The organism is Pseudomonas sp. YA1 (assembly GCF_058680555.1).
Genome location: NZ_JBZWBG010000006.1, coordinates 288,441 through 313,516, shown reverse-complemented (window position 1 = coordinate 313,516; position 25,076 = coordinate 288,441). Strand labels below are relative to the sequence as shown.

General features: G+C 68.4%; 22 protein-coding genes. 5 read left to right on the top strand and 17 right to left on the bottom strand.

The window, feature by feature from the left end; translation table 11 throughout:
• Positions 1-216 precede the first annotated feature (216 nt).
• The 5 genes from hbcR to hmgA form a co-directional block, all read right to left on the bottom strand.
• Positions 217-1,662 carry a sigma-54-dependent transcriptional regulator HbcR gene (gene hbcR / locus AC4OR5_RS10945; protein ID WP_058160383.1) on the bottom strand — a complete coding sequence of 482 codons (1,446 nt, stop codon included), beginning with the start codon at positions 1,660-1,662 and terminating at the stop codon, positions 217-219.
• A 68-nt stretch (positions 1,663-1,730) separates the two neighbouring features.
• Positions 1,731-3,083, bottom strand: a complete 1,353-nt coding sequence (locus AC4OR5_RS10940) for an MFS transporter (RefSeq protein ID WP_003088580.1) — start codon at positions 3,081-3,083, stop codon at positions 1,731-1,733.
• An 84-nt stretch (positions 3,084-3,167) separates the two neighbouring features.
• Positions 3,168-3,806, bottom strand: coding sequence for a maleylacetoacetate isomerase (gene maiA / locus AC4OR5_RS10935; RefSeq protein ID WP_003128823.1), 639 nt, complete (start codon positions 3,804-3,806; stop codon positions 3,168-3,170).
• On the bottom strand, positions 3,803-5,101 hold the full coding sequence (gene fahA / locus AC4OR5_RS10930; RefSeq protein WP_031636217.1) for a fumarylacetoacetase: 1,299 nt from the start codon (positions 5,099-5,101) through the stop codon (positions 3,803-3,805). The genes maiA and fahA overlap by 4 nt, the downstream gene beginning before the upstream one ends.
• Before the next feature lie 4 nt (positions 5,102-5,105).
• On the bottom strand, positions 5,106-6,404 hold the full coding sequence (gene hmgA, locus AC4OR5_RS10925; protein ID WP_034029203.1) for a homogentisate 1,2-dioxygenase: 1,299 nt from the start codon (positions 6,402-6,404) through the stop codon (positions 5,106-5,108).
• Between the two features lie 160 nt (positions 6,405-6,564).
• Between hmgA and AC4OR5_RS10920 the strand changes: the two genes are divergently transcribed.
• Positions 6,565-7,368, top strand: coding sequence for an IclR family transcriptional regulator (locus AC4OR5_RS10920; protein WP_023112464.1), 804 nt, complete (start codon positions 6,565-6,567; stop codon positions 7,366-7,368).
• A gap of 67 nt (positions 7,369-7,435) precedes the next feature.
• Here AC4OR5_RS10920 and liuE read toward each other — a convergent pair whose 3' ends face one another.
• The 6 genes from liuE to liuR form a co-directional block, all read right to left on the bottom strand.
• Positions 7,436-8,338 (bottom strand): bifunctional 3-hydroxy-3-isohexenylglutaryl-CoA lyase/hydroxymethylglutaryl-CoA lyase, encoded by a 903-nt coding sequence (gene liuE, locus AC4OR5_RS10915; RefSeq protein WP_003088593.1) that lies wholly within the window; start codon positions 8,336-8,338, stop codon positions 7,436-7,438.
• A gap of 20 nt (positions 8,339-8,358) precedes the next feature.
• Positions 8,359-10,326: a methylcrotonyl-CoA carboxylase subunit alpha gene (gene liuD / locus AC4OR5_RS10910; RefSeq protein ID WP_058160384.1), complete on the bottom strand. Its 1,968-nt coding sequence runs from the start codon at positions 10,324-10,326 to the stop codon at positions 8,359-8,361.
• A complete protein-coding gene (locus AC4OR5_RS10905; RefSeq protein WP_003110689.1) occupies positions 10,323-11,120 on the bottom strand; it encodes a gamma-carboxygeranoyl-CoA hydratase in 798 nt (265 codons plus the stop codon). Before AC4OR5_RS10905 ends, liuD begins: the two co-directional genes overlap by 4 nt.
• A 13-nt stretch (positions 11,121-11,133) precedes the next feature.
• Positions 11,134-12,741: a methylcrotonyl-CoA carboxylase subunit beta gene (gene liuB, locus AC4OR5_RS10900; RefSeq protein WP_003100387.1), complete on the bottom strand. Its 1,608-nt coding sequence runs from the start codon at positions 12,739-12,741 to the stop codon at positions 11,134-11,136.
• A 122-nt stretch (positions 12,742-12,863) separates the two neighbouring features.
• A complete protein-coding gene (gene liuA, locus AC4OR5_RS10895) occupies positions 12,864-14,027 on the bottom strand; it encodes an isovaleryl-CoA dehydrogenase (RefSeq protein WP_003100385.1) in 1,164 nt (387 codons plus the stop codon).
• A gap of 48 nt (positions 14,028-14,075) precedes the next feature.
• The gene (liuR, locus tag AC4OR5_RS10890) at positions 14,076-14,480 is read right to left on the bottom strand and encodes a liu genes transcriptional regulator LiuR (RefSeq protein WP_058160385.1); all 405 of its coding nucleotides are present in this window, start codon (positions 14,478-14,480) and stop codon (positions 14,076-14,078) included.
• A gap of 192 nt (positions 14,481-14,672) precedes the next feature.
• Here liuR and AC4OR5_RS10885 point away from each other — a divergent pair, with 192 nt between their 5' ends.
• Positions 14,673-15,602: an SdiA-regulated domain-containing protein gene (locus AC4OR5_RS10885; protein ID WP_003088602.1), complete on the top strand. Its 930-nt coding sequence runs from the start codon at positions 14,673-14,675 to the stop codon at positions 15,600-15,602.
• A gap of 22 nt (positions 15,603-15,624) precedes the next feature.
• On the opposite strand, the gene AC4OR5_RS10880 is transcribed toward AC4OR5_RS10885, so the two are convergent.
• From AC4OR5_RS10880 to mexX, 3 genes are read right to left on the bottom strand one after another with little or no spacing between them, the layout of a single operon-like run.
• On the bottom strand, positions 15,625-15,843 hold the full coding sequence (locus AC4OR5_RS10880) for a hypothetical protein (RefSeq protein WP_003110687.1): 219 nt from the start codon (positions 15,841-15,843) through the stop codon (positions 15,625-15,627).
• The gene (mexY, locus tag AC4OR5_RS10875; protein ID WP_058160386.1) at positions 15,843-18,980 is read right to left on the bottom strand and encodes a multidrug efflux RND transporter permease subunit MexY; all 3,138 of its coding nucleotides are present in this window, start codon (positions 18,978-18,980) and stop codon (positions 15,843-15,845) included. The genes AC4OR5_RS10880 and mexY overlap by 1 nt, the downstream gene beginning before the upstream one ends.
• A 15-nt stretch (positions 18,981-18,995) precedes the next feature.
• A complete protein-coding gene (gene mexX / locus AC4OR5_RS10870) occupies positions 18,996-20,186 on the bottom strand; it encodes a multidrug efflux RND transporter periplasmic adaptor subunit MexX (protein WP_058160387.1) in 1,191 nt (396 codons plus the stop codon).
• Positions 20,187-20,350: 164 nt separating this feature from the next.
• On the opposite strand from mexX, the gene mexZ reads away from it, so the two are divergent.
• Complete coding sequence (mexZ, locus tag AC4OR5_RS10865) at positions 20,351-20,983, top strand: efflux pump transcriptional repressor MexZ (RefSeq protein WP_003121711.1); 633 nt, start codon at positions 20,351-20,353, stop codon at positions 20,981-20,983.
• A 5-nt stretch (positions 20,984-20,988) separates the two neighbouring features.
• Here the strand turns inward: mexZ and AC4OR5_RS10860 are convergent, their stop codons facing one another.
• Positions 20,989-21,213, bottom strand: coding sequence for a DUF3203 family protein (locus AC4OR5_RS10860; RefSeq protein ID WP_003088627.1), 225 nt, complete (start codon positions 21,211-21,213; stop codon positions 20,989-20,991).
• Between the two features lie 153 nt (positions 21,214-21,366).
• Here AC4OR5_RS10860 and AC4OR5_RS10855 point away from each other — a divergent pair, with 153 nt between their 5' ends.
• Positions 21,367-22,728 (top strand): UDP-glucose 6-dehydrogenase, encoded by a 1,362-nt coding sequence (locus AC4OR5_RS10855; RefSeq protein ID WP_003088636.1) that lies wholly within the window; start codon positions 21,367-21,369, stop codon positions 22,726-22,728.
• Between the two features lie 47 nt (positions 22,729-22,775).
• Positions 22,776-23,615: a UTP--glucose-1-phosphate uridylyltransferase GalU gene (gene galU, locus AC4OR5_RS10850; protein WP_003088639.1), complete on the top strand. Its 840-nt coding sequence runs from the start codon at positions 22,776-22,778 to the stop codon at positions 23,613-23,615.
• A 178-nt stretch (positions 23,616-23,793) separates the two neighbouring features.
• Here the strand turns inward: galU and AC4OR5_RS10845 are convergent, their stop codons facing one another.
• A complete protein-coding gene (locus tag AC4OR5_RS10845; RefSeq protein WP_023126090.1) occupies positions 23,794-24,216 on the bottom strand; it encodes a VOC family protein in 423 nt (140 codons plus the stop codon).
• A 38-nt stretch (positions 24,217-24,254) separates the two neighbouring features.
• The gene (locus tag AC4OR5_RS10840) at positions 24,255-25,067 is read right to left on the bottom strand and encodes a helix-turn-helix transcriptional regulator (RefSeq protein ID WP_023108057.1); all 813 of its coding nucleotides are present in this window, start codon (positions 25,065-25,067) and stop codon (positions 24,255-24,257) included.
• Between the last annotated feature and the right edge of the window lie 9 nt (positions 25,068-25,076).

The following is a 25,076-nucleotide window of genomic DNA, read 5'->3' as shown; positions in this document are numbered from 1 at the left end:
GGCGCTCCGGGCCTGTTTCTTGTTGTCGAACGGTGCGGGCACCGGCGTGACGGCCTGGAACGGGGCAGGGCCGTCGGAAAGGCGCGTTGCGATAACCGTGCCAGGCCCCAGAATCGCGGTTTTCGCGGGCTGCGGCGAGACGAAGGGGAGCGTGGGGAATAGCGTTGTCTCAAAATGGAGACGCAGTCGAGCGAAAGTACCGTGGCTATGCAGGTCTCAGTTCGTCTCTATTTCGAGATGGGTCCCGTTATCGAGACGCATGCCCAGCGCCACGATCTTCTTGTACAGGGTCGAGCGACCCAGGCCCAGGCGTTTCGCCGCTTCCACCACATTGCCGGCACTCTGCGCCAGGGCCCGTCCGATCAGGTCGCGCTCGAAGGCTTCGCGGGCCTGTTGGAAATCCCCGACCGGCCTGTCGTCCGCCGCTCGAGGCAGCTCCGGCAGTGGTTGCAGGGGGCCCAGCGCCGCGCCGAGGGCGGCGGCGTCCAGCAACGGTTGGTCGGCCAGCAGCAGCGCGCGTTCCAGCACGTTGCGCAGTTCGCGGACGTTGCCCGGCCAGGCATGCCGGGCGAGCAGCGCCAGGGCGTCGTCGCCGAGTTCGTGGAGACGGCCGTGGTCGAGGCTGTCGAGGATCGACTCGCAGAGCGCCGGGAGGTCGTCCAGGCGCTGGCGCAACGGTGGGATCTCGATCGGCAGGACGTTCAGCCGGTAGTAGAGGTCAGCGCGGAAACGGCCTTCGCGCATCGCCTGCTGCAGGTCGATGGAAGTGGCGGCGACCAGGCGGATGTCGCTGCGGATCACTTCGTTGGAACCCACCGCTTCGAACTCTTTCTCCTGTAGCACGCGCAACAGCTTGCCTTGCAAGGCCAGCGGCATGTCGCCGATCTCGTCGAGGAACAACGTGCCGCCCTGGGCCACCTGCAACTTGCCTGGCCGGCCCTTGCGCTCGGCACCGGTGAAGGCCCCCGGGGCGGTACCGAAGAATTCGGCCTCCAGCAGGCTTTCCGGGATCGCCGCGGCGTTCACGCTGACGAAGGCCTTGTGCGCCCGCGGCGAAGCGCTGTGGATGGCGTGGGCGAGCAGTTCCTTGCCGGTGCCGGTCTCGCCGAGCAACAGCACCGGCGCTTCGCTGGCCGCGCCACGACGGGCGCGGCGCTTGACTTCCAGGCTGGCCGGACTGGTACCGACGAAGTGGCTGAAGCTGTACTTGGCCTGGCGCGCCTGCAATTGCGAGCGGGTCGAGGCCAGTTCGCGCTGCATGCTCAGGTAGCGGGTCACCAGCGGCGACAGCGAACGCAGTTCGTCGAGCAGGGCGAAGCCGATGGCGCCGATCACTTCGCCGGCGTCGTCGTGGATCGGCAGGCGCATCACCACCAGCGGGTCCTTCGCGCTATCCATCATGTCCAGCAGGATCGGCTTGCCGCTGCCTACCACCTCGCGCAGCAGGCTACCGGGGATCACGCTTTCGCAGGGCCGGCCGATGGCCTGCGCCGGGTCGGCGAGGCCGAAACGCTGGGCGTAGCGCTGGTTGATCCAGACGATGCGGGCCTCGCGGTCGACGATCACCGTGCCTTCGCTGGAGCCTTCGACGATCTCGAACAGCGAACGGATCGCCTGCTGGCGTACGCGTTGGTAATCCTGGAGGCTGTCGGCGTCGTTCATCGGCGGCTCCTGCGGCGGACGGCGAAACGGCCCGCCACTGTAGCCGGGAAGCCGCTCGCGGTGAAGGCTCAGGATTCCTCGACGGCCAGCGCGGCGGCGCTTTCCCGCTGCGCCTGGGCGGCGGGCGAGCGGACCTGGAGGATCAGTAGCGCGGCGAGCCCGGCGGGAATCGCCGCAAGCATGAAGATGTTCTCCACGGATATGTGCATGCCCAGCAGCAGGCTGCCGAACAGTGGGCCGAGGATCGAACCGAAGCGGCCCACGCCCAGCGCCCAGCCGGTGCCGGTGGCGCGTACCTGGGCCGGGTAGAAGTTGCTGGCGAAGGCGTTCAGGGTCAACTGCCCGCCGATGATGCAGAAGCCGGCGGCGAAGACGAACGCCAGCAGCCAGCGCGGCTGGTCGTGGTTGAGGCCGAGGAGCAGGGTGAACAGCGCGGCGCCGGCGAGAATCGCCGCCAGCAGGCGGACCTTGCTGCGCAGGCGGTCGGCGAGCCAGGCCAGGAGCATCGCGCCGAGGGTGCCGGCGAAGAGGAACATCGAGGTCGCCAGGTTCGCCGCATTGCGTGTCAGGCCGCTTTCCTGGAGCAGCGAGGGCAGCCAGCTGACCATGAAGTAGAGCAGGATCAGGCTGACGAAGAAGGTCGCCCAGAGCAGCAGGGTCGGCCGCGCGTAACCGTGGCGGAACAGCTCCAGCACGGTCAGGCTCGCCGCCGGCTCGGCGTCGGCCTGTGCCGGCGGCGGCTGCCAGCCCGGCGCCATACGCTCGCTGAGCTGGCGCAGGCGGGCATAGGGTGGTGCGTCGCGGAGCAGGCGCGGCAGCGACTCCGGGAGGAACAGGAGGAGGAAGGGGAACAGCAGCAACGGGGTGACGCCGCCGGCGAGGAACACCGCCTGCCAGCCGAAGCCGTCCATGAAGGCGGCGGCGACGAAACCGCCGGCGGCGCCGCCGAAGGAGAAACCGCAGGCCGCCAGGGTGACCATCAGGGTACGCAGGCGCGGTGGCGAATACTCGGCCATCAGCGCCATGGCGCTGGGCATCGCCCCGCCCATTCCGATGCCGCAGACGAAGCGCGCCAGCATCAGGCTTTCCAGGGAACCGGCGAAGACCATCAGGACGGTCAGGCTGGCGTAGATCAGCACGCAGCAGAGCAGCACCCGGCGGATGCCGAAGCGGTCCGCCAGCGGCGTCACCAGCAGCGAACCGACGGTCAGGCCGAACAGGTTGGCGCTGAACACCGGGCCGAACGCGGCCTTGTCCAGGCCCCATTCCTGGGCCAGGGTCGGCACCACGTAGCCGAGCACCTGGGCATCGTAGCCATCGGTGACCAGCAACAGGGCGAGGAGCAGCAGCAACAGCCACTGGTAGCGGGACACGGGGCGCGCGTCGAGCGCCGCGCGAAAGCTGGCGATCTGGTTGTGCATCGCAAGGTACCTGAGGTTCTTATTGGTGATGGGGCGTCCGGCGGACGCCCCCCTTTATCTTCAGGAGCGGGACTCTGCGGTTCCTCAGGCGGCCGGGGTGTCCGGCTGGTTGGCCGGATGGGCCTGGCGGAACGCCGGATGGGCGGCGGCCAGGTCGGCGACCCGGCGGATCCGTGGCCAGGCGTCCAGCGCCACGCCGAAGCGCTCGGCGGCGTAGAGCTGCGGGACCAGGTAGACGTCGGCCAGGCCTGGCCGGTCGCCGAAGCACCAACCCTGGTCGCCGATCAGTTGCTCGACGGCGGCGAGACCCTGGCCGACCCAGTGGCCGATCCACTGCCGGACCTGCTCTTCGTCGTGTCCCCACTGGCGCAGCAGGTTGAGCACGCTGGCGTTGTGCAACGGGTGGATGTCGCAGCCGACCAGCGCCGCGACTCCGCGCTCGTGGGCGCGGCGCAGCGGATCGCTGGAGAGCAGGGCGGGGTGCGGGTAGCGCTCCTCGAGGTACTCGATGATCGCCGGCGACTGGATCAGCAGCTCGCCCTCGTCGACCTGCAGGGCCGGTACGCGGCCCTGCGGGTTGAGCGCCAGGTAGGCGGGTTGGCGGTGTTCGCCGCCGTCGCGGACCAGGTTGACCGGCAGCGACTGGTAGTCCAGCCCCTTCAGCGCCAGGGCGATGCGCACCCGGTAGGAGGAGGTGGAACGGTAGTAGGTATAGAGCTTCATCCGCGCGCCCCCGGATGGGCCGCGAGCACTTTGCCGCGACATTCGCCGAAACCGATCGAGACGTGTCCCTCGCGCTTGCAGCGGGCGCGGAGGATGACCTCGTCGCCGTCCTCGAGGAAGCGCCGGGTCTCGCCGGAGGCCAGTTGCACCGGCTGCTTGCCGCCAGCGGTGATCTCCAGCAGCGAGCCGAACTGGCCGGGCTCGGCGCCGGACAGGGTGCCGGAGCCGAACAGGTCGCCGGGCTGCAACTGGCAGCCATTGACGCTGTGGTGGGCGACCATCTGCGCCACCGTCCAGTACATGCTCAGGCTGTTGCTCAGGGTCAGGCGCTGCGGCGGCAGGCCTTTCTCGCGCAGGCCCTCGGTGAGCAGCAGGACCTCCAGCTCGATGTCGAAGGCGCCGTGGGCCTGGTCGTTGTCGTCGTAAAGATACGGCAGCGGCCGCGGGTCGCCTTCGGGGCGCGCTGGCTGGGCGCGGCGGAACGGCTCCAGGGCTTCGGCGGTGACCACCCAGGGCGAAACGCTGGTGATGAAGCTCTTCGACAGGAACGGGCCGAGCGGCTGGTATTCCCAGGCCTGGATGTCGCGCGCCGACCAGTCGTTGAGCAGACAGAAGCCGGCGATGTGCTCGGCGGCGCGGGAAACCGGGATGGCTTCGCCGAGGGCGTTGCCCTGGCCGATCCAGATGCCTAGCTCCAGTTCGTAGTCCAGACGCGCACAGGGACCGAACACCGGCTCGCTGGCGCCGGCCGGCAGGGTCTGGCCGTTGGGCCGGCGCACTTCGGTGCCGGAGACGCGCACGGTCGAGGCGCGGCCGTGGTAGCCGATGGGCACGTGCTTGTAGTTGGGCAGCAGCGGGTTGTCCGGGCGGAACAGCTTGCCGACGTTCTCGGCATGGCGGATGCCGACGTAGAAGTCGGTGTAGTCGCCGATCCTGGCCGGTAGGTGCATTTGGCACTCGGCGGCCGCATGGAGCAGCTCCGGGCGCTCCGCTGCGCCTTCGCCGAGCAGCTCCAGCAGGCGCTGGCGCAGCGCCACGCGGGCCGGTTTGCCGAGGGCGAAGAAGGCGTTCAGCGCGCCGCCGCGGGTGGCTTCGGCGGCTTCGCCGGCGGCCCCCTCGAACAGGCCGGCGGCCAGCGCCGCGTCCAGGTCGAGGATCGAGTCGCCGATGGCCACGCCGCAACGCGGGCTCAGGCCGGCACGGCTGAAGATGCCCAGCGGCAGGTTTTGCAGGGGAAAGTCGGCATGCCCATTGGCGGAGGCGACCCAGCTACGAGTGGGGGTTGGCTGGTTCATGGGGTTATCTCCGTTGCGGGTTGAAGGTGGATACGAGCGACGCCCAGCAGGCATCGTAGTCATTCTGCAGGGCCGGCGTCTCGAGGGCGGCACGGCTCGGCCGGAGGACCTGGCTGGTCTCGAACATGAAGGCCATGGTCTGGTCGATCCTGTGCGGCTTGAGGTCGGCGGCGATGGCCTTGTCGCAGCTTTCCGCGTCCGGGCCGTGGGCGCTCATGCAACTGTGCAGCGAGGCGCCGCCGGGCACGAAGCCGCCGGCCTTGGCGTCATAGGCGCCCTGGATCAGGCCCATGAACTCGTTCATCAGGTTGCGGTGGAACCATGGCGGACGGAAGGTGTTCTCGGCCACCATCCAGCGCGGCGGGAAGATCACGAAGTCGATGTTGGCCAGGCCATGGACGCTGGTGGGGGAGGTCAGCACGGTGAAGATCGACGGGTCCGGGTGGTCGAAGCTGACCGTGCCGATGGTGTTGAAGCGGCGCAGGTCGTACTTGTAGGGCACGTTGTTGCCGTGCCAGGCGACCACGTCCAGCGGCGAGTGGTCAAGCTCGCAGGCCCACAGCTCGCCGAGGTATTTCTGCACCAGTTGCAGCGGCTGGCGGCTGTCTTCGTAGCGCGCCACCGGGGCCAGGAAGTCGCGCGGATTGGCCAGGCCATTGCTGCCGATCGGGCCGAGGTCGGGCAGGCGCAACGGCGCGCCGTGGTTCTCGGCGATATAGCCGCGTGCCTCGCCGTCGAGCAGCTCGACGCGGAACTTCATCCCGCGCGGGATCACCGCGATCTCCAGCGGTTCGACCTGCAGCGCGCCGAGTTCGGTGCACAGGCGCAGACGGCCCAATTGCGGGACCAGCAGCAGTTCGCCGTCGGCGTCGTAGAAGCAACGCTCCATCGAGCGGTTGGCCAGGTACTGGTAGATGCTCACGCCGGTGGGCTTGTCGCCGGGCGCGTTGGCGGCCATGCGCAGCAGGCCGTCGAGGAAGTCGGTGGGCTGCTCGGGCAGTGCCAGCGGGTCCCAGCGCAGGCGGTTGGGAGTCGGCGCATCCAGTTCGGCACCGGCGATCTGTCGTTCCAGGCGGCGGAACGGCGGATGCTTGGCCGACGGCGTGATGCGGTACAGCCAGGTGCGCCGGGCCTCGCTGCGAGCCATGGTGAAGGCGGTGCCGGAGAGCAGTTCGGCGTACAGGCCGTAGGGCGCTTTCTGCGGGGAGTTCTGGCCGACCGGCAGGGCGCCGGGGAGCGCTTCGCTGCTGAATTCGTTGCCGAAGCCCGATTGATAGGCGAGGGCAGTGGAGTCGAGGTTCATCTGAGGCCTCCGGGGAGTGGGGGCAGCTTGCCGCCGATCCGCCGGGGACCTGGCACGCTGGCTGCGTTATTTTTATCGTAATTCAATTACGCATAACGTAATTTGAGTGGATGGCAGCGTCAAGCTATAACGTCGACCCCGCCCGCAGGAACCCGCGTCCATGGAAAAGAACAGCAGTCCCGCCGAAACCTCCGGCAAGCAGAAGGTCCGCTCCGCCGAAGTCGGTACCGATATCCTCAAGGCCCTCGCCGAACTCTCCCCGGCGACCTCGCTGTCGCGCCTGGCGGAGCATGTGGGGATGCCGGCGAGCAAGGTCCATCGCTACCTGCAGGCATTGATCGCCAGCGGCTTCGCGGTCCAGGACGCCTCCACCAACCATTACTCGCTGGGGCGCGAGGCGCTGCGCGTCGGCCTGGCGGCGCTGGACAGCATGGACGTGCTGAAGAGCGCCGCCGCGCCGCTGGCCGAGCTGCGCGACGTGCTCAACGAGACCTGCTTCCTCGCCGTCTGGGGCAACCGTGGCGCCACCGTGGTACAGGTGGAACAGGCGGTGCGCGCGGTGACGGTGGTCACCCAGGTCGGCTCGGTGCTGCCGCTGCTCGGTTCGTCCACCGGCCTGGTGTTCGCCGCGTTCCTGCCGGAACGCGAGGTGGCCGAGCTGCGCGAGGAAGAGTTGGCCGGGCGCGCCGACCATCCGCTGGCCGACCCGGCGGCCTATGCGGTGCTCCTGGAGGGCATCCGCGCGCGCGGCCTGCATGCGATCCATGGGCTGCTGATGCCTGGGGTGGAAGCGCTCTCGGCGCCGGTGTTCGATGCCCGCGGGCGGGTGGCGGCGGTGCTCACGGTGGTCGGCCCGGCGAGCATCTTCCAGGCCGAGGAGCAGGGGCCGGCGGCGGAACGGCTGCTTGCGACGACTCGGGCTATCAGTTGGCGGATGGGGTATGACGGCACCCAGGGTAGATGACGCAGTGTTCGAGCCTGGGGGTGATGTCGGGTAGGGCGGATAACCGCTCGCGGTTATCCGCCGCTTCTCAGGCCTTGGCCAGCAACGCCTTCGCCGCTCGCGACCCGTTGCTCTTGCCGAGCACCGCGCAGATGCGCTGGCCGGCGTCGACCAGGGCGTGCATGTCGACCCCGGTATGGATCTCCAGGCCGTTCAGCAGGTAGAGCACGTCTTCGCTGGCGACGTTGCCGGTGGCGCCCTTGGCGTAGGGACAACCGCCGAGGCCGGCCACCGAGCTGTCGAATACCGCGATGCCTTCCAGCAGGCTGGCGTAGATGTTCGCCAGGGCCTGCCCGTAGGTGTCGTGGAAGTGCCCGGCGAGGCGTTCGCGGGGAACCTCGCTGGCCACCGCCTCGATCAGCCGGCGGGTGGCGCCGGCGGTGCCGACGCCGATGGTGTCGCCCAGGGACACCTCGTAGCAGCCCATCTGCTGCAGTTCGCGGGCGACCCAGGCGACCTGGCGCGGATCGACATCGCCGTCGTAGGGACAGCCGAGCACGCAGGAAATGTAGCCGCGCACCCGCACCTGGTGCTGGCGCGCCGCCTCCAGCACCGGCACGAAGCGCTCCAGGCTGTCCTTGATCGAGCAGTTGATGTTGCGCTGGGAGAAGGCTTCCGACGCGGCGGCGAACACCGCCACTTCCTTCACCCCCGACTCCAGCGCCGCCTCGAAGCCTTTCAGGTTCGGCGCCAGCGCCGCGTAGGTCACGCCGGGACGCTGGCGGATGCCGGCGAACACCTCGGCCGAGCCGGCCATCTGCGGCACCCACTTGGGCGAGACGAAGCTGCCCACTTCGATGTAGTCCAGGCCGGCGGCGCTCAGGTCATCGACCAGGCGGATCTTGTCGGCCACCTCGATCGGCTGTTTCTCGTTCTGCAGTCCGTCGCGCGGACCGACCTCCACCAGGCGGACCTTCTTCGGCAGGTTCATGCTGTTCCTCGTCTTGGCTGTCAGGCCTGGTTCTCGTCCAGCTCCACCAGCGGCGTGCCTTCCTCGACCAGTTCGCCCTCGCTGCAATACAGCGCCTTCACTACCCCGGCGTGGGGCGCGCGGATGCTGTGTTCCATCTTCATCGCCTCCAGCACCACCAGGGTGGCGCCGGCTTCGACCGTCTGGCCGGGCTCGACCAGGACCCGCACGATACTGCCGTTCATCGGCGCGCTCAAACCGCCCTGGTGGGCATGGGCGGCCTCGGCCTCGGCGATCGGGTCGACGGCTTCGACGGCCAGCAGTTCGCCCTCCCATTCGAGGAACAACTGGCGTCCGCGGCGCAACGCCGCCGAGCGACGGGTGACACCGTCCACCCGACTGACCAGGTCGTCGCCGTCGAGGCGATACTGGCTGGGGCTGGCGTGGCGCAGGCGGACGCAGCGGCGTTCGTCGCGGCAGCGCAGCATCAGGTCGGACTCCCGCGCCAGGGCGCTGCGCCAGCCGTCGTTGCGACTCCACGGCGAATACGGGTCGTCGTCGCGACGGTAGCCCGCTTCGCTCTGCAGCCAGGCATCGGCGGCGGCCTGCCAGAAATGCTCCGGCAGCGCTTGCGGCGCCGGCAGCAGGTCGTCTTGGTGGCGCGCGATGAAACCGGTGTCCAGTTCGGCGGCGGCGAACGCCGGATGGCCGAGGATGCGGCGGAGGAATGCCAGGTTGGTGCGCAGGCCGCCGACCGAGGTTTCCGCCAGCATCGCCAGCAGGCGCTGGCGGGCTTCCTCGCGGGTTTCGCCCCAGGCGATCAGCTTGGCCAGCATCGGGTCGTAGAACGGCGAGACCTCGTCGCCTTCGCGTACCCCGCTGTCGACCCGCCGGCCGGGGCCGGCGGCCGCTTCGCGGTACAGCGCCAGGCGGCCGCTGGCGGGGAGGAAACCGCCCTCGGGGTCTTCCGCGTAGAGCCGCACTTCGATGGCGTGGCCGTTCAGCGGCACCTGTTCCTGTGTCAGCGGCAGCGCCTCGCCGCGAGCGACGCGGATCTGCCAGGCGACCAGGTCGAGGCCGGTGATGGCCTCGGTGACCGGGTGTTCCACCTGCAGGCGGGTGTTCATTTCCATGAAGAAGAACTGGCCGCGTTCGTCGAGGAGGAATTCGACGGTACCGGCGCCGACGTAGCCGATCGCCTGCGCCGCACGTACCGCGGCCTCGCCCATGGCCCGGCGCAGTTCCGCGCCGAGACCGGGGGCGGGGGCTTCCTCGACGACCTTCTGGTGGCGGCGCTGGATCGAACAGTCGCGTTCGTTGAGGTACAGGCAGTGGCCATGGCGATCGGCGAATACCTGGATCTCCACGTGGCGCGGCTTCAGCAGGTATTTCTCCACCAGCATCCGCGCGTCGCCGAAGGCGGCCTTGGCCTCGCGCTGGGCGGAGGAAAGGGCCTCGGCCAGCTCGGCCTCGTGCTCCACCACCTTCATGCCCTTGCCGCCGCCGCCAGCGGCGGCCTTGAGCAGCACCGGGTAGCCGATCCTTCCAGCTTCCCGGCGGAAGGTCTCGGCGTCCTGGGCTTCGCCGTGGTAGCCGGGCACCAGCGGCACGCCGGCTTCTTCCATCAGCGCCTTGGCCGCCGACTTGCTGCCCATGGCGTCGATGGCCGCCGCCGGCGGTCCGAGGAAGAGCAGGCCGGCTTCCTCGCAGGCGCGGGCGAAGTCGGCGTTCTCCGAGAGGAAGCCGTAGCCGGGATGGATCGCCTGGGCGCCGCTGGCGAGGGCGGCGGCGATGATCCTGTCGCCGCGCAGGTAGCTGTCGGCGGGCTTGGCGCCGCCCAGGTCGACGGCGATGTCGGCTTCGGCGACGTGGCGGGCGTGGCGGTCGATGTCGCTGTGCACGGCGACGCTGCCGATGCCGAGGGCGCGCGCGCTGCGCATCACCCGGCAGGCGATCTCGCCGCGGTTGGCGACCAGGATGCGCTGGATGCTGCGGTAGTCCGGGTTCATGCGTCGTTTCTCCAGGCGGGCGTGCGTTTCTCCAGGAAGGCGCGCAGGCCTTCCTGGCCTTCCGGGCTGATGCGGATGCGGGCGATGGCCGCCTCGGTGTAGCGGCGCAGCGCCGGGCTCAGCTCGGCGGCCTCGACCTCATGGTAGAGCGCCTTGCAGGCGACCAGGGCGCGCGGGCTGTTTTGCAGCAGGTTGGCGATCCAGGCCTCGGCCTGGCTTTCCAGTTCGGCGGCGGGACAGCTTTCGCTGAGCAGGCCCAGTTCGCTGGCGCGGCGTCCGTCGAAGCGCTCGGCGGTCAGCGAATAGCGTCGCGCGGCGCGCTGGCCGATGGCCTTGACCACGAACGGGGCGATGGTCGCCGGGATCAGGCCGATGCGCACCTCGGACAGGCAGAAGGTCGCCTCGTCGCTGCCGATGGCCATGTCGCAGCAACTGACCAGGCCGACCCCGCCGCCGAACACCGCGCCCTGGACCACCGCCAGGGTCGGCTTGGGCAGGTTGTAGAGATGGGTCATGAGTTCGGCGATGCGCTGGGCGTCGGCCAGGTTGCCCTGGTAGTCGAGGTCCACCGACTGCTGCATCCAGGCCAGGTCGGCACCGCCGCAGAAGTGCCGGCCACGGCCGCGCAGCACCAGCAGGCGGACCTGCGGGTCGCTGCCGACGCGGTCGATGGCCTGCAGCAGTTCATCGATCACGACGGCATTGAAGGCGTTGTTCTTTTCCGCCCGGTCCAGCCACAGGGTGGCTACGCCGCGCGGGTCGATCTCAAGCTGGATGGTCTGGAATTCGCTCATGCTGGTCTGCTCGTCACATGCGGAACACGCCGAAGGCGGTCGGCTCGATGGGGGCGTTGAGGGCGGCGGAAAGCGCCAGCGCGAGCACCTCGCGGGTCTGCGCCGGATCGATCACGCCGTCGTCCCACAGTCGCGCGCTGGAGTAGTAGGGATGGCCCTGGTGCTCGTACTGCTCGAGGATCGGCGCCTTGATCTTCGCCTCCTCTTCGACGCCGAGCTGCTGGCCGGCGCGCTCGGCCTGCTCGCGCTTGACCTGGGCGAGCACCCCGGCGGCCTGTTCGCCGCCCATCACGCCGATCCTCGCGTTCGGCCACATCCACAGGAAGCGCGGGTCGTAGGCGCGTCCGCACATGCCGTAGTTGCCGGCGCCGAAGCTGCCGCCGATCAGCACGGTGAACTTCGGCACCCGCGCGCAGGCCACCGCGGTCACCAGCTTGGCGCCGTGCTTGGCGATGCCGCCAGCCTCGTACTTCTGGCCGACCATGAAACCGGTGATGTTCTGCAGGAACAGCAGCGGGATGCCGCGCTGGCAGGCCAGTTCGATGAAGTGCGCGCCTTTCTGCGCGGCCTCGGCGAAGAGGATCCCGTTGTTGGCCAGGATGGCGATCGGATAGCCGTGCAGGTGGGCGAAGCCGCAGACCAGGGTGGTGCCGAACAGCGCCTTGAACTCGTCGAACTCGGAGCCGTCCACCAGCCGTGCGATCACTTCGCGCACGTCGTAGGGCTGCTTGCTATCGGCGGGAATCACCCCGTACAGCTCCTCGGCGGGGTACAGCGGTGCGCGCGGCGCACGGCATTGCAGCTGGCCCTGCTTGCGCCAGTTGAGGTTGGCGACGCAGCGGCGGGCGATGGCCAGGGCGTGGTCGTCGTCCTCGGCATAGTGGTCGGCGACCCCGGAGACCTTGCAGTGCACGTCGGCGCCGCCAAGCTCCTCGGCGCTGACCACCTCGCCGGTGGCGGCCTTCACCAGCGGCGGCCCGGCGAGGAAGATGGTGGCCTGTTCGCGCACCATCACGGTTTCGTCGGACATCGCCGGCACGTAGGCCCCGCCGGCGGTGCAGGAGCCCATGACCACGGCGATCTGCGGGATGCCGCGGGCACTCATGTTGGCCTGGTTGAAGAAGATCCGGCCGAAGTGCTCGCGGTCGGGGAACACCTCGTCCTGGCGCGGCAGGTTGGCGCCGCCGGAGTCCACCAGGTAGATGCATGGCAGGCGGTTCTCCAGGGCGATGGCCTGGGCCCGCAGGTGCTTCTTCACGGTCAGCGGATAGTAGGTGCCGCCCTTCACCGTGGCATCGTTGCCGACGATCATGCATTCCACCCCTTCGACCCGGCCGATCCCGGCGACGATGCCGGCGGCGGCGACCTCTTCGCCGTAGACTTCGTGGGCGGCGAGGGCGGAAAGCTCGAGGAACGGCGAGCCGGGGTCGAGCAGGCGGTTGATGCGTTCGCGCACCAGCAGCTTGCCGCGCGCGCTGTGCCGGGCCTGGGCGGCGCTACCGCCGCCTTCGTGGATGCGGCCGAGGAGGGTGCGCAGGGCATTGACCTGTTCCAGCATGGTCGCGGCGTTGGCCGCGAACTCGGCGGAGCGTGGATTGATCTGGGTGTGCAGGATGGCCATGGCGGTGGCTCCGTGTCGAGGCGGGCGGAAGCGGTTGGCGCCCGCTCCCGACCTGGCGATGCGCCTGTCGATGCAATGGAATGCCCTCTCCCTGGCGGAAAAGGGCCGGAAAGAGCGAGGCTTCAGCGGGTTTCGTTGAACAGCTCGCGGCCGATCAGCATGCGGCGGATCTCGCTGGTGCCGGCGCCGATCTCGTAGAGCTTGGCGTCGCGCAACAGGCGGCCGGTGGGAAACTCGTTGATGTAGCCGTTGCCGCCGAGGATCTGGATCGCGTCCAGGGCCATCTGGGTGGCGCGCTCGGCGCTGTAGAGGATCACCCCGGCGGCGTCCTTGCGGGTCGTCTCGCCGCGGTCGCAGGCGGCGGCCACGGCGTACAGGTAGGCGCGGCTGGCGTTGAGGGCGGTGTACATGTCGGCCACCTTGCCCTGGACCAGCTGGAATTCGCCGATGCTCTGGCCGAACTGGCGGCGGTCATGGATGTACGGCACCACCACGTCCATGCACGCCTGCATGATTCCCACCGGGCCGCCGGAAAGCACCACGCGCTCGTAGTCGAGGCCGCTCATCAGTACCTTGACCCCACCGTTGACCGCGCCGAGGACGTTCTCCTCGGGCACCTCGACGTCCTGGAAGATCAGTTCGCATGTGTTCGAGCCGCGCATGCCCAGCTTGTCCAGCTTCGGCCCGCGGCTGAAGCCTTTCCAGTCGCGCTCGACGATGAACGCGGTGATCCCGTGCGCGCCCTTGTCCGCGTCGGTCTTGGCGTAGATCACATAGGTATGGGCATCGGGACCGTTGGTGATCCACATCTTGCTGCCGTTGAGAACGAAGCGGTCGCCGACCCGGTCCGCGCGCAGCTTCATCGAGACCACGTCGGAGCCGGCGTTGGGTTCGCTCATCGCCAGCGCACCGATGTGTTCGCCGGACACCAGGGCCGGCAGGTAGCGGGCCTTCTGTTCGGCGTTGCCGTTGCGCTTGATCTGGTTGACGCAGAGGTTGGAATGCGCGCCATAGGAGAGCGCCACCGAGGCCGAGGCCCGGCTGATCTCTTCCATGACCACGGCGTGTGCCAGGTAGCCCAGCGCCGAACCGCCGTACTCCTCGTCGACGGTGATGCCGAGCAGGCCCATCTCGCCGAACTTGCGCCACATGTCCATGGGGAACTGGTTGTCCTGGTCGATCTGCGCGGCGCGCGGCTGCAGTTCGGCGGCGACGAAGCCGCGGACCTGGTCGCGGAGCATGTCGATGGTTTCGCCGAGGGCGAAGTTGAGGCTGGGATAGGTCATGCTTTCACCTGTAATTGTGCTTGTCCGGTTTAAAGCTTCGAATGAGGTTTATGTTGCAACTGGTTGTTTGTTATAGCTTTTAATCAGCGCAGTTCGACAGCGCTCCTCGGCAGTATCCAGTTCCAGCTGCATCTGTTCGATGTCCAGCAACTGTTGTTCCAGCTGGGCGCGGCGCTCGGCGATCTTCTCCAGCATGGTGTTCAACTGCTTCTGGTTGCCGCTGCTCGGGTCCGGGTCGTAGAGCTCGATCAGTTCGCGGCATTCGGCGAGGGAAAAACCGATGCGCTTGCCGCGCAGGATCAGCTTCAGGCTGACCTTGTCGCGCGGCGAATAGATGCGTTCCTGGCCGCGTCGCTCGGGGGAGAGCATGCCTTGCTCCTCGTAGAAGCGGATGGCGCGGGTGGTGATGTCCAGTTCGCGGGCGAGATCGGAGATGGTGTAGGTGGTGGACATGCGCAGGCACCTGCTTGTTTACCTTTACGTTAACGTAAAGCTGCACCGAAATCCTGTCAACGCCTGGAACGGGGGAAAAATGACAGCCGTGAAAGATACTTGTCAGAAATATTTAATCGGCGCCTCATGAAAGGGCACGGATGGCTCTGTTCTGCTTCGCCGAACACTGTGTTTCTCGGAGGAGTCGTAACGATGAGTCGGCTGATGACCTACAGGACGCTGCTGGCTTGCCTGCTCGCCGCGTTGCTTGCGCTGCTGGTGGCGGGTCAGCAGCAGCGCGCGTTCGAGCGCATCTGGTTCAAGCTGGAGCAGCGCTACGGCGGCGATGTTGCGCGCGAGAACGCCCTGCGCCTGGCCGACTATCGGGTCGATATCGAAGCCCGCGTGCTGGGTGCGGAGTCCAACGTCTCGGCGCTGTCCTTCGACCCCAGCCGGCGCAGCCTGGTCAGCGTGACCAACCAGGACCCGCATTTCCTCGAGCTGTCGCTGGACGGCGAATTGCTGCGACGCATCCCCCTGCGCGGTTTCCAGGATCCGGAGGCTATCGAGTACATCCGGCCCGGCGTCTACGTGGTCGCCGAGGAGCGTCGCCAACGCCTGGTGGAGATCCATGTCGACGCCGACACCCGGGTGATCGACATCGACGATCCGCGCAACGCCCGGAAGTTCTCCCTGGGCAGTGCAAACAAACGCAACAAGGGCTTCGAGGGGTTGGCCTACGACCCGCTGCGCGAGCGCCTGTTCGTGGCCCGGGAAAAGGCGCCGGTGGGCATCATCGAGGTAAACGGCTTCTTCAACGACCGCGGCGAGGCGCTCGACCTGAGCGTCGGCGGCGACCCGCAGCGCGATCGCGGGTTGTTCCTCACCGATCTGTCGAGCCTCTACTACGACAAGGCCAGCGATCACCTGCTGGTGCTTTCCGACGAGTCGCGGGTGGTCATCGAACTGGATCGCGCCGGGGATCCGCTCGGCAGCCTGACCCTGCGTGGCGGCAACCATGGCCTGACGGACGACGTGCCGCAGGCCGAAGGGTTGGCGATGGACGACCGGGGCAGCCTGTACGTGGTCAGCGAGCCGAACCTGTTCTACCGCTTCAGCCGAGCGCTGCCGGCGGCCGACTAGGGCGGGAAAAGGACGGCGGAATTCAGGCTTGCGCGCCGGATAGCGCCGGCGCGTAGCCGATCATCTGTCGCAGCAGCGGGTCGGTGAACTGCTGTTGCCAGTCGTCCAGCTTGCCCCGAAGGTCGGGGCCGTTGGCCGGAACGATCGGGGCCGCGCGCGGCTGCCGAGGCGTCGGCGGGCAGGCGCCGAGCAGCCCGACGCACAGTGCCAGGGTGGGGAGCGAGAGTTTCGCTAGGGGCATCAGGCTTGCTCCGTCGGGATCCGGGGCGAGGTGCCGGTGCGCGGCGCCTTGCGCAACCGGAACAGGCGCCCGACCACCAGGAAGAACAGCGGTACCAGGAACACCGCGAGTACCGTGGCGGTGACGATCCCGCCGAGCACCCCGGTGCCGATGGCGACCTGGGCGCCGGAACCGGCGCCGCTGGAGAGCGCCAGCGGGACCACGCCGAAACCGAACGCCAGCGAGGTCATGACGATCGGTCGCAGGCGCAGGCGCGCGGCCTCCAGGGTCGCCTGCAGCAGGCTCATGCCTTCCTGGTAATGGTCCTTGGCTACCTCGATGATGAGGATGGCGTTCTTCGCCGAGAGGCCGATGATGGTGATCAGGCCGACCTTGAAGTAGATGTCGTTGGGCAGGCCGCGCAGGCTCACCCCGAGCAGTGCGCCGAGCACGCCCAGCGGCACCACCAGGATCACCGCCAGCGGGATCGACCAGCTTTCGTAGAGGGCGGCCAGGGCGAGGAACACGATCAGCACCGAGAGGGCGAACAGCGCCGGCGCCTGGGCGCCGGACAGGCGTTCTTCGAAGGACTGGCCGGACCACTCGTGGGCGATGCCCTCGGGCAGGCCCTGCATCAATTCCTCCATCGCCTGCATGGCTTCGCCGCTGCTGTAGCCCGGCGCGGCCTGGCCCTCGAGGTTGAACGAGGGATAGCCGTTGTAGCGGGTCAGTTGCGGCGGGCCGAGGGTCCAGGCGGCCTTGGCGAACGTCGCCAGCGGGACCATCTCGCCCTGCTCGTTGCGCACGTGAAGCCGGCCGATGTCGTCGATGCCCAGGCGCTTGGCGCCGTCGGCCTGGACCACCACCTTGCGCACCTGGCTGCCGTGCATGAAGTCGCCGATGTAGTCCGAGCCGAACATCACCGCCAGGGTGGTGTTGATCTCGTCCATGCTCACGCCGAGGGTCTCCGCCTTGCGCCGGTCGATGTCCAGGCGGATCTGCGGCGCCTCGCCCTGGCCGGCGAACATGACGTTGGCCAGGCGCGGGTCCTCGGCGGCGCGCGCCAGCAACTGGTCGCGGGCCTTGACCAGGGCCTCGTAGCCGACCCCGCCGCGGTCCTGCAGGCGGAAGTCGAAGCCGCTGGTGGAGCCCAGGTCCGGCAGCGGCGGTGAGTTCATCGCATACACTGTACGGTTGGGCAGGCCGGCGAAGCGCTGGTTGATGCGCTCGACGATGGCGCCGACGTGCTGGCTGGCCTCCCGGCGTTCCGACCAGTCCTTCAGGGTGGCGAAGATCATCGCTGAGCTGGTGCCGTCGCCGTACAGGCTGAAGCCGCCGACCGCATAGGCGTAGGCCACCGGTTCGTGCTCCGCCAGGTAGCGCTCGACATCGCCGACGTTGGCCATGGTCTCCGCCATCGGCGTGCCTTCGGGCTGCATCACCATGATCATGAAGTCGCCCTGGTCCTCTTCCGGCAGGAACGCCTGCGGCAGGCGCACGAAGAGCAGGGCGACCACGCCGATGACCAGGGCGTAGACCAGCATCCAGCGGACCGGCCGGGCGAGGATGCCGGCCACCGCGTTGCGGTAGCGTCCGGTCAGGCGCAGGAAGGCGCGGTTGAACCAGCCGAAGAAGCCGCGCTTCTCATGGTGGTCGGCGTCGATCGGGCGCAGCAGGGTGGCGCACAGGGCCGGGGTCAGCGACAGCGCGAGGAACGCCGAGAAGCCGATGGAGACCGCCAGGGTCACCGCGAACTGGCGGTAGATGTTGCCCACCGCGCCGCTGAAGAACGCCATCGGCACGAACACCGAGACCAGCACCACGGTGATGCCGACGATGGCACCGCTGATCTGGCGCATCGCCTTGACCGTGGCGTCGTGCGGCGACAGGCCTTCCTCGGCCATCAGCCGCTCGACGTTCTCCACCACGATGATCGCGTCGTCCACCAGGATGCCGATCGCCAGGACCATGCCGAACATGGTCAGCACGTTGATCGAGAAGCCCAGGCCGAGCATCACCGTGAAGGTGCCGAGCAGGGCCACCGGCACCACCAGCGTCGGGATCAGGGTGGCGCGGAAGTTCTGCATGAACAGGTACATCACGGCGAACACCAGCAGCATCGCCTCGAGCAGGGTGCTGACCACCTTCCTGATCGAGATCTCGACGAACGCCGAGGTGTCGTAGGGGATGTTGTAGCTCACGCCCTCCGGGAAGTAGCGCGACAGTTCGTCGAGGGTGGCGCGGATGCGCTTGGCGGTGGCCACTGCGTTGGAGCCGGGCGCCATCTTCACCGCCAGGCCGGTGGCGGTCATCTGGTTGACCCGCGAGACGAAGCCGTACTCGCTCTGGCCGAACTCGACGCGGGCCACGTCGCGCAGGCGGATCGCGCCGCCATCGGCGCGGATGCGCAGCGGAATCTCGCCGAACTGCTCGGGCGTCACCAGGGTGTCGTCGACCTTCACCGTGGCGCTGATCGGCGCCGAGTCGGGGACCCCGAGGTTGCCGATGTCGCCCACGGTGAGGCGGGCGTTGTGCCGGCGCACGGCGTTGACCAGGTCGCTGGCGCTGAGGTTCATCGAGGTCAGCTTGGCCGGGTCGGGCCAGATGCGCATGGCGTACTCGGCGCCCCAGGTCTCGACCTTGCCCACGCCCTCCACCCGGCGCAGCGCCTGCAACACGTTGGACGAGGCGATCTCGCCCAGCTCCATGGCGTCGTAGCGGCCGCTGGAGGAGGTGAGGGTGACGATCAGCTGGATGCTGTCCGCCGCCTTCTCCACGTAGATGCCGTCGCGCCGCACCGACTCGGGCAGGCGCGACTCGACGATCTTCAGGCGGTTCTGCACTTCCACCGCGGCGAGGTCGGCGTTCACGCCCTGGCGGAAGGTCAGGGTCAGCGAAGCCTGGCCGGTGCTGCTGGTGGCCTTGGTGTAGAGCAGGCCGGGCGCGCCGTTCATCTCGCGCTCGATGATCGCGGTCACCGCTTCCTCGACCACCTTGGCCGAGGCGCCGGGATAGCTGGCGCTGACGTTGACCACCGGCGGCGCGATGTCCGGGTACTGGGCGACCGGCAGGAAGCGGATCGCCAGGACCCCGGCGAGCACGATCAGCAGGGAGATCACCCAGGCGAAGACCGGCCGGTCAATGAAGAAACGAGCCATTCGTAGCGTTCTCCGTCACTGGCCCGCCGGCGAGGCGGCCAGCGGTGAGGGGGCGTCGGCGCTGGCCGGCTGGCGGACCATCGCCTGGACGCTGGAGCCGGCGGCATGCTGGGCGGCGTTCTCGACGATCACCCGCTCGCCGCCCTTGAGCCCGCGGCTGATGATCCAGTCGCGGCCCTGCAGGGTGTCGGCGCGGACCTCCACGTCTTCCACCACGCCCTGTGGGTTGACCACCTTGACCACGGCGGACTGGGCGGTACGGATCAGCGCGTCGCGCGGGACGGTGATCGCCTGCGGGTTCACCGCGCGCTGCAGGCGCACCTGCACGTAGCCGCCGGGCAGCAATTCGCGATGCGGATTACGGAACAGGGCACGCATGGCGATGGTGTCGGTGCCGGGGTCGACCGCCAGGTCGGAGAACAGCAGCTCGCCGGCCAGCGGGTACTCGCTGCCGTCGGCCAGGACCAGGCGCACGGCGATGTCCTTGTCGGCGACGCCCTTCACCTGGCCTTCGCGGATCGCCCGCTGCATGGCGGCGACTTCGCCGGCCGGCTGGGAGAAGTTCACGTAGATCGGATCGATCTGCTCGACGCGGGTCAGCGGTGTCGGCGAGTCCTCGCCGACCAGCGCGCCTTCGGTGACCAGCGCGCGCCGCGCGCGGCCGTCGATCGGCGCGGTGACCGTGGCGTAGCCCAGGCGCAGGCGGGCCTGCTCCAGTTCGGCCTTGGCCGAGGCGATCTGCGCCAGGGCCTGGCGCGCGTCGGTCTGCGCTTCGGTGTACTCGCGTTCGCTGATGGCGCGGTCCTTGATCAGGTCGGCGTAGCGCTTGAGCTTGTCGGCCGCCGCCGCGTGGCTGGCCTCGGCCCGGGCCAGGGCGCCGCGGCTGATGTCCAGGGCCGCCTTCAAGGGCGCCGGGTCGATCTGGAACAGCACGGTGCCGGCGCGGACGTCCTGGCCTTCCTCGTACAGGCGACGGGTGACGATGCCGGCGACGCGCGCCCGCACCTCGGCCTGGCGGTACGCTTCCAGGCGTCCGGGCAGCTCGCTGGTGATGCCGATGGGCGCCGGCCTGGCGACGATCACGCCGACCTCGGCGGGGGCCTCCGCAGTCTTCCCGGTGTCCGCTGCTTCTTCGCAGCCCAGCAGGAATAGGGCGACCAGGGCCGCCAGCAGCCCGCGCAGCGAGCCGGTCCATTGGATGTGCATGGATGTCCCTCGATTCGTGAACTCGCGAGCTTGCCCGGGAAGGGGCACCGCAACTCACGAGCGGCGCGACAGTAGCATATAATCAATCATGAGTGATTAATTAATTGGCGTTTCTGTAACATATCCTTATGATCTGCGGCGCCTTTCCCTTGTGAGGACGTTCAGTGGCCAGGAAAACCAAAGAGGAATCCCAGAAAACCCGCGATGGCATACTCGATGCCGCCGAGCGGGTTTTCCTGGAAAAGGGCGTGGGCACCACTGCCATGGCCGACCTGGCGGACGCCGCCGGGGTTTCTCGCGGTGCGGTCTACGGCCACTACAAGAACAAGATCGAGGTCTGCCTGGCGATGTGCGACCGCGCCTTCGGCCAGATCGAGGTACCCGACGAAAACGCCAGGGTGCCGGCGCTGGACATCCTCCTGCGCGCCGGCATGGGCTTTCTCCGCCAGTGCTGCGAACCCGGTTCGGTGCAGCGGGTGCTGGAGATCCTCTACCTCAAGTGCGAACGCAGCGACGAGAACGAGCCGCTGCTGCGCCGCCGCGAGCTGCTCGAGAAGCAGGGGCAACGCTTCGGCCGACGGCAGATCCGCCGGGCGGTGGAGCGCGGCGAACTGCCGGCGCGGCTGGACGTCGAGCTGGCCAGCATCTATCTGCAATCGCTCTGGGACGGCATCTGCGGCACCCTGGCCTGGACCGAGCGCCTGCGCGACGATCCCTGGAACCGCGCCGAACGCATGTTCCGCGCCGGCCTCGACAGCCTGCGCAGTTCTCCCTACCTGTTGCTGGCGGACGCCTGAGGGCGTCAATCGTCCGCCATCAGGTGCCTGCGCTGGTCCTCGGCGCCGGCGACCACCAGCCGCTGGGCGTCTTCCTCGCTGATGTGCAGGCGCTTGCCGTCGATGTAGAGCACTGACAGGCGCGCCTCGGCGTCGGTACCGATGCGCAGGCTGTCGACCGGCGCGCGATGCCGGCTGCCTTCGATCTCCACGCTGCAGATGCCTTGTTCCGAATCGATTTCGATGGACATGGGAGCCTCCTGTTTTTTCCGCCTACCTTGGGTGGACCCCGGGCATCCGCGCGGGTTCTGTCACGGTAGCTTCACGCCAGCGTCACGCGCCTGCCACCGCGCTTGGCTGCAATCGTCCGCAGAGAGAGGGCGAGGCCAGCGGAGGACGACGCCATGCGGCTATGCGTGATTGGTGCGGGCTATGTGGGACTGGTGACGGCGGCCTGTTTCGCCGAGATGGGCAACCAGGTGCGCTGCGTGGAGCGCGACCGCGAGCGGGTCGCGCGGCTGAGACGCGGCGAGATGCCGATCTACGAACCGGGCCTGGAAAGCATCCTGCGCGATCAGCTGGACGCCGCCCGCCTGACCTTCACCGCCAGCCTGGCGGAAGGCCTGGCCGACGCCGAGGTGGTGTTCATCGCCGTCGGCACGCCGTGCGGCGAGGACGGCTCGGCTGACCTCAGCCACGTGATGGCGGTCGCCGAGCAACTTGGCGCGCAACTGCGCCAGGCCTGCATCGTGGTCAACAAGTCGACCGTGCCGGTGGGCACCGCCGAACGGGTCGAAGAGATCATCCGCCTGGGCCTGGCGCGCCGGCGCAAGCGCTTCCGGGTGGCGGTGGCGAGCAATCCGGAGTTCCTCAAGGAAGGCTCGGCGGTGGACGACTTCAGGCGCCCGGACCGGGTCATCATCGGCAGCGCCGAGGCGCAGGCCGGGGAAACCCTGCGCCAGCTCTACGCGCCGTTCCTGCGCAATCACGAACGGGTCCTGCTGATGGGGCGCCGCGAGGCCGAGTTCAGCAAGTACGCGGCCAATGCCTTCCTCGCCACCAAGATTTCCTTCATGAACGAGATGGCCGGGCTGTGCGCCCTCACCGGCGTCGACATCGAGGACGTGCGCCGCGGCATGGGCAGCGACAAGCGCATCGGCACCCATTTCATCTACGCCGGCTGCGGCTACGGCGGCTCGTGCTTTCCCAAGGACGTCCGCGCGCTGATCCGCAGCGCCGAGCAACAGGGCTTCGACAGCCAGATACTGCGTGCGGTGGAAGCGCGCAACGCGCGGCAGAAGGAACTGCTCTTCGAGACCCTCGGCGAACTGTTCCAGGGACGCTGGCAAGGGCGCACGGTGGCGCTCTGGGGGCTGGCCTTCAAGCCGGGTACCGACGACCTGCGCGAGGCGCCGAGCCTGGTCCTGCTGGAGGCACTGCTGCGCCACGGGGTGCGGGTCAGGGCCCATGACCCGGTGGCCAACGCCGGGGTCGCGGCACGCTATCCGGACGCGCTGGCGTGCGCCCAGTTGACGCTCCACGACTCGCCCTACGCGGCCGTCGAGGGCGCCGATGCCCTGGTGCTGGTGACCGAGTGGAAACAGTTCCGCCAGCCGGACTTCCAGAAAATCCGTGGATCCATGCGAACTCCCCTGTTGGTCGACGGTCGGAATCTCTACGCACCGGCGCGGATGGCGGAACTGGGCTTCATCTACCAGGGCATAGGACGTCCAAGGGCCGGGCATTGTAAGGCGAGCGCAGCCTGATTAGACTGCGCGCCATCCGCATACTTCGTCCATGTCGAAGGATTCTCATGATCAAGAAATGTCTTTTCCCGGCCGCCGGTTACGGCACTCGTTTCCTCCCGGCCACCAAGGCCATGCCCAAGGAAATGCTGCCGGTGGTGAACAAGCCGCTGATCCAGTACGCGGTGGAGGAGGCGCTGGAAGCCGGCCTTTCCGAGATCGGCATCGTCACCGGCCGCGGCAAGCGTTCGCTGGAAGACCACTTCGACATCAGCTACGAGCTGGAACACCAGATCCGCAACACCGACAAGGAAAAGTACCTGGTCGGCATCCGTCGGCTGATCGACGAGTGCACCTTCGCCTACACCCGCCAGGTGGAGATGAAGGGCCTCGGCCACGCCATCCTCACCGGTCGTCCGCTGATCGGCGACGAGCCGTTCGCCGTGGTCCTGGCCGACGACCTGTGCCTGAACCTCGAAGGCGACAGCGTGCTGAAGCAGATGGTCAAGCTGTACAACCAGTTCCGCTGCTCCATCGTGGCGATCCAGGAAGTGCCGCCGGAAGAGACCAACAAGTACGGCGTGATCGCCGGCGAGATGATCCGCGACGATATCTTCCGGGTGAACACCATGGTCGAGAAGCCGAAGCCGGAAGAGGCGCCGTCGAACCTGGCGATCATCGGCCGCTACATCCTGACCCCGGACATCTTCGACCTGATCGAGCAGACCGAACCGGGCAAGGGCGGCGAGATCCAGATCACCGATGCCCTGATGAAGCAGGCCCAGGACGGCTGCGTGCTGGCCTACAAGTTCAAGGGCAAGCGTTTCGACTGCGGCAGCGCCGAGGGTTACATCGAGGCGACCAACTTCTGCTACGAAAACCTCTACAAGACCGGCAAGGCTCACTGAGCCTCGCCGTTCCCGATGAAGAACGCCGCGCCCCCGATGGGGGCGCGGCGTTTTTCGTATGGGGCGAACGGCCATGGGGTATCCGCCCTACCTGAGCTGTCGGCGGGCGTGGCGTTGTTGGCGTCGGGCGAATAACCCCGCCAGCCTGGCCTGGGCCACGCGGCGCCTCCGCGCCCGGTCAGGGAATCGGCAGCGCCTCGGAACCCGGGCCCAGCGGCTGGCCGTAGCTGAACTCCACGTAGTTGCCCGCGGGATCGCGCAGGCCGCAGTAGTAGCCGACCGGATAGGGCTCGTCGCGCGGCGCCCAGACCAGGCAGCCGGCGGCCTCGGCGCGGCGCGCCAGATCGTCTACCGCAGCGCGGCTGGAGAGGGCGAAGCCGAAGTGGCTGTAGTCGTCGCTGGCCAGGTTGCGCGGCTGGCCGCCGGGCATGATGACGAAGATGAAGCGCTGTTCCTGGCCGGGTTCGGCCATCCAGACGATCTGTGAGCCTTTGCCGGGGCGCCGGTGGATCACCCGCATGCCGCAGAAGGTTTCGTAGAAGGCGATGCAGGCGTCGAGGTCGGGGACGTGCAGCGCGAGGTGGGTGAGGGTGGCGGACATCGTGAAGATCTCCTCGCGGGATGGCGTCGGGATGTCGTTCAGGCGTTGGGGCGCTGTTCCAGCAGGCGAGCGAAGAAGTCTTGCCGCGACGCCACGCCGAGCTTGCCGAAGGCCCGGTTGCGATAGGTGACCACCGAAGTGGGGGCGATGCCGAGTGCCTTTGCGCTGGCTTCCTGGGTCATGCCGCGCAGCAGGCAGTCGAGGATCTCGTTTTCCCGCCGGCTGAGGCGCACCCCGGCCTCGTCCTGAAGGCGGCGAAGCGCGCCTGCGGCGTTGCTCAGGGCGGTCGGCCGCGCCCGGCAGTGCTGGACCCCGGCCTCGATCAGGACCTCCGCCAGCGCGCCGAGGTAGCGCACTTCGGCAGCGCCGAGCGGGGCGCTGCGTGCGGAGCGGTAGAAACTCAGCATCAGGTGCGCTTGGCCGTCGAGCGGGCGGATCACGGAAAACCGTTGGGCCGTGTTCACTTCTTCGTAGCAGGCGCTGCGATAGGCGCGGTCGGGAATGTCGTCTACCCCCTGGAGCAGCAGCAGGTTGCCTCGAGCGCGCCGCCTCAGGGCACTCTGCAGGGCCAGGTCGCGTCGATAGAAACCGTCCGTGTAGGCCTGGCCGGCGCCCTGCACCGTACTCGGCTCGACCACCTGCGCGTGACTCAGGAACTGCGGCCTGCCGTGGGCGTCGGGGAGGAGGAACAGGGCGCAATTGATCACGTCGACCTCATGCCGGGCGAGGTCGAGCATCGCCTGCGGCAGGCGCGGTCGCTCGTCGTCCGTCACCGCGCCGAGCAGGGCGGTCAGCAGGCGCGGGGGAAGGCTCAGCGGGTCGCCGTTCGAACGGGATTCCCAGATGCGCATGGGCGGCGG

Bases quoted from the DNA above. Each gene is read 5' to 3' on its own strand.
- AC4OR5_RS10860 (WP_003088627.1), bottom strand. From the start codon at position 21,213: ATGTCCATCGAAATCGATTCGGAACAAGGCATCTGCAGCGTGGAGATC.
- fahA (WP_031636217.1), bottom strand. From the start codon at position 5,101: ATGAACCAGCCAACCCCCACTCGTAGCTGGGTCGCCTCCGCCAATGGG.
- AC4OR5_RS10845 (WP_023126090.1), bottom strand. From the start codon at position 24,216: ATGTCCGCCACCCTCACCCACCTCGCGCTGCACGTCCCCGACCTCGAC.
- liuR (WP_058160385.1), bottom strand. From the start codon at position 14,480: ATGTCCACCACCTACACCATCTCCGATCTCGCCCGCGAACTGGACATC.
- AC4OR5_RS10940 (WP_003088580.1), bottom strand. From the start codon at position 3,083: ATGCACAACCAGATCGCCAGCTTTCGCGCGGCGCTCGACGCGCGCCCC.
- liuB (WP_003100387.1), bottom strand. From the start codon at position 12,741: ATGGCCATCCTGCACACCCAGATCAATCCACGCTCCGCCGAGTTCGCG.
- liuD (WP_058160384.1), bottom strand. From the start codon at position 10,326: ATGAACCCGGACTACCGCAGCATCCAGCGCATCCTGGTCGCCAACCGC.
- AC4OR5_RS10885 (WP_003088602.1), top strand. From the start codon at position 14,673: ATGAGTCGGCTGATGACCTACAGGACGCTGCTGGCTTGCCTGCTCGCC.
- AC4OR5_RS10880 (WP_003110687.1), bottom strand. From the start codon at position 15,843: ATGCCCCTAGCGAAACTCTCGCTCCCCACCCTGGCACTGTGCGTCGGG.
- galU (WP_003088639.1), top strand. From the start codon at position 22,776: ATGATCAAGAAATGTCTTTTCCCGGCCGCCGGTTACGGCACTCGTTTC.
- maiA (WP_003128823.1), bottom strand. From the start codon at position 3,806: ATGAAGCTCTATACCTACTACCGTTCCACCTCCTCCTACCGGGTGCGC.
- mexX (WP_058160387.1), bottom strand. From the start codon at position 20,186: ATGCACATCCAATGGACCGGCTCGCTGCGCGGGCTGCTGGCGGCCCTG.
- AC4OR5_RS10855 (WP_003088636.1), top strand. From the start codon at position 21,367: ATGCGGCTATGCGTGATTGGTGCGGGCTATGTGGGACTGGTGACGGCG.
- mexY (WP_058160386.1), bottom strand. From the start codon at position 18,980: ATGGCTCGTTTCTTCATTGACCGGCCGGTCTTCGCCTGGGTGATCTCC.
- liuA (WP_003100385.1), bottom strand. From the start codon at position 14,027: ATGACCTATCCCAGCCTCAACTTCGCCCTCGGCGAAACCATCGACATG.
- AC4OR5_RS10840 (WP_023108057.1), bottom strand. From the start codon at position 25,067: ATGCGCATCTGGGAATCCCGTTCGAACGGCGACCCGCTGAGCCTTCCC.
- AC4OR5_RS10920 (WP_023112464.1), top strand. From the start codon at position 6,565: ATGGAAAAGAACAGCAGTCCCGCCGAAACCTCCGGCAAGCAGAAGGTC.
- hmgA (WP_034029203.1), bottom strand. From the start codon at position 6,404: ATGAACCTCGACTCCACTGCCCTCGCCTATCAATCGGGCTTCGGCAAC.
- hbcR (WP_058160383.1), bottom strand. From the start codon at position 1,662: ATGAACGACGCCGACAGCCTCCAGGATTACCAACGCGTACGCCAGCAG.
- liuE (WP_003088593.1), bottom strand. From the start codon at position 8,338: ATGAACCTGCCGAAGAAGGTCCGCCTGGTGGAGGTCGGTCCGCGCGAC.
- AC4OR5_RS10905 (WP_003110689.1), bottom strand. From the start codon at position 11,120: ATGAGCGAATTCCAGACCATCCAGCTTGAGATCGACCCGCGCGGCGTA.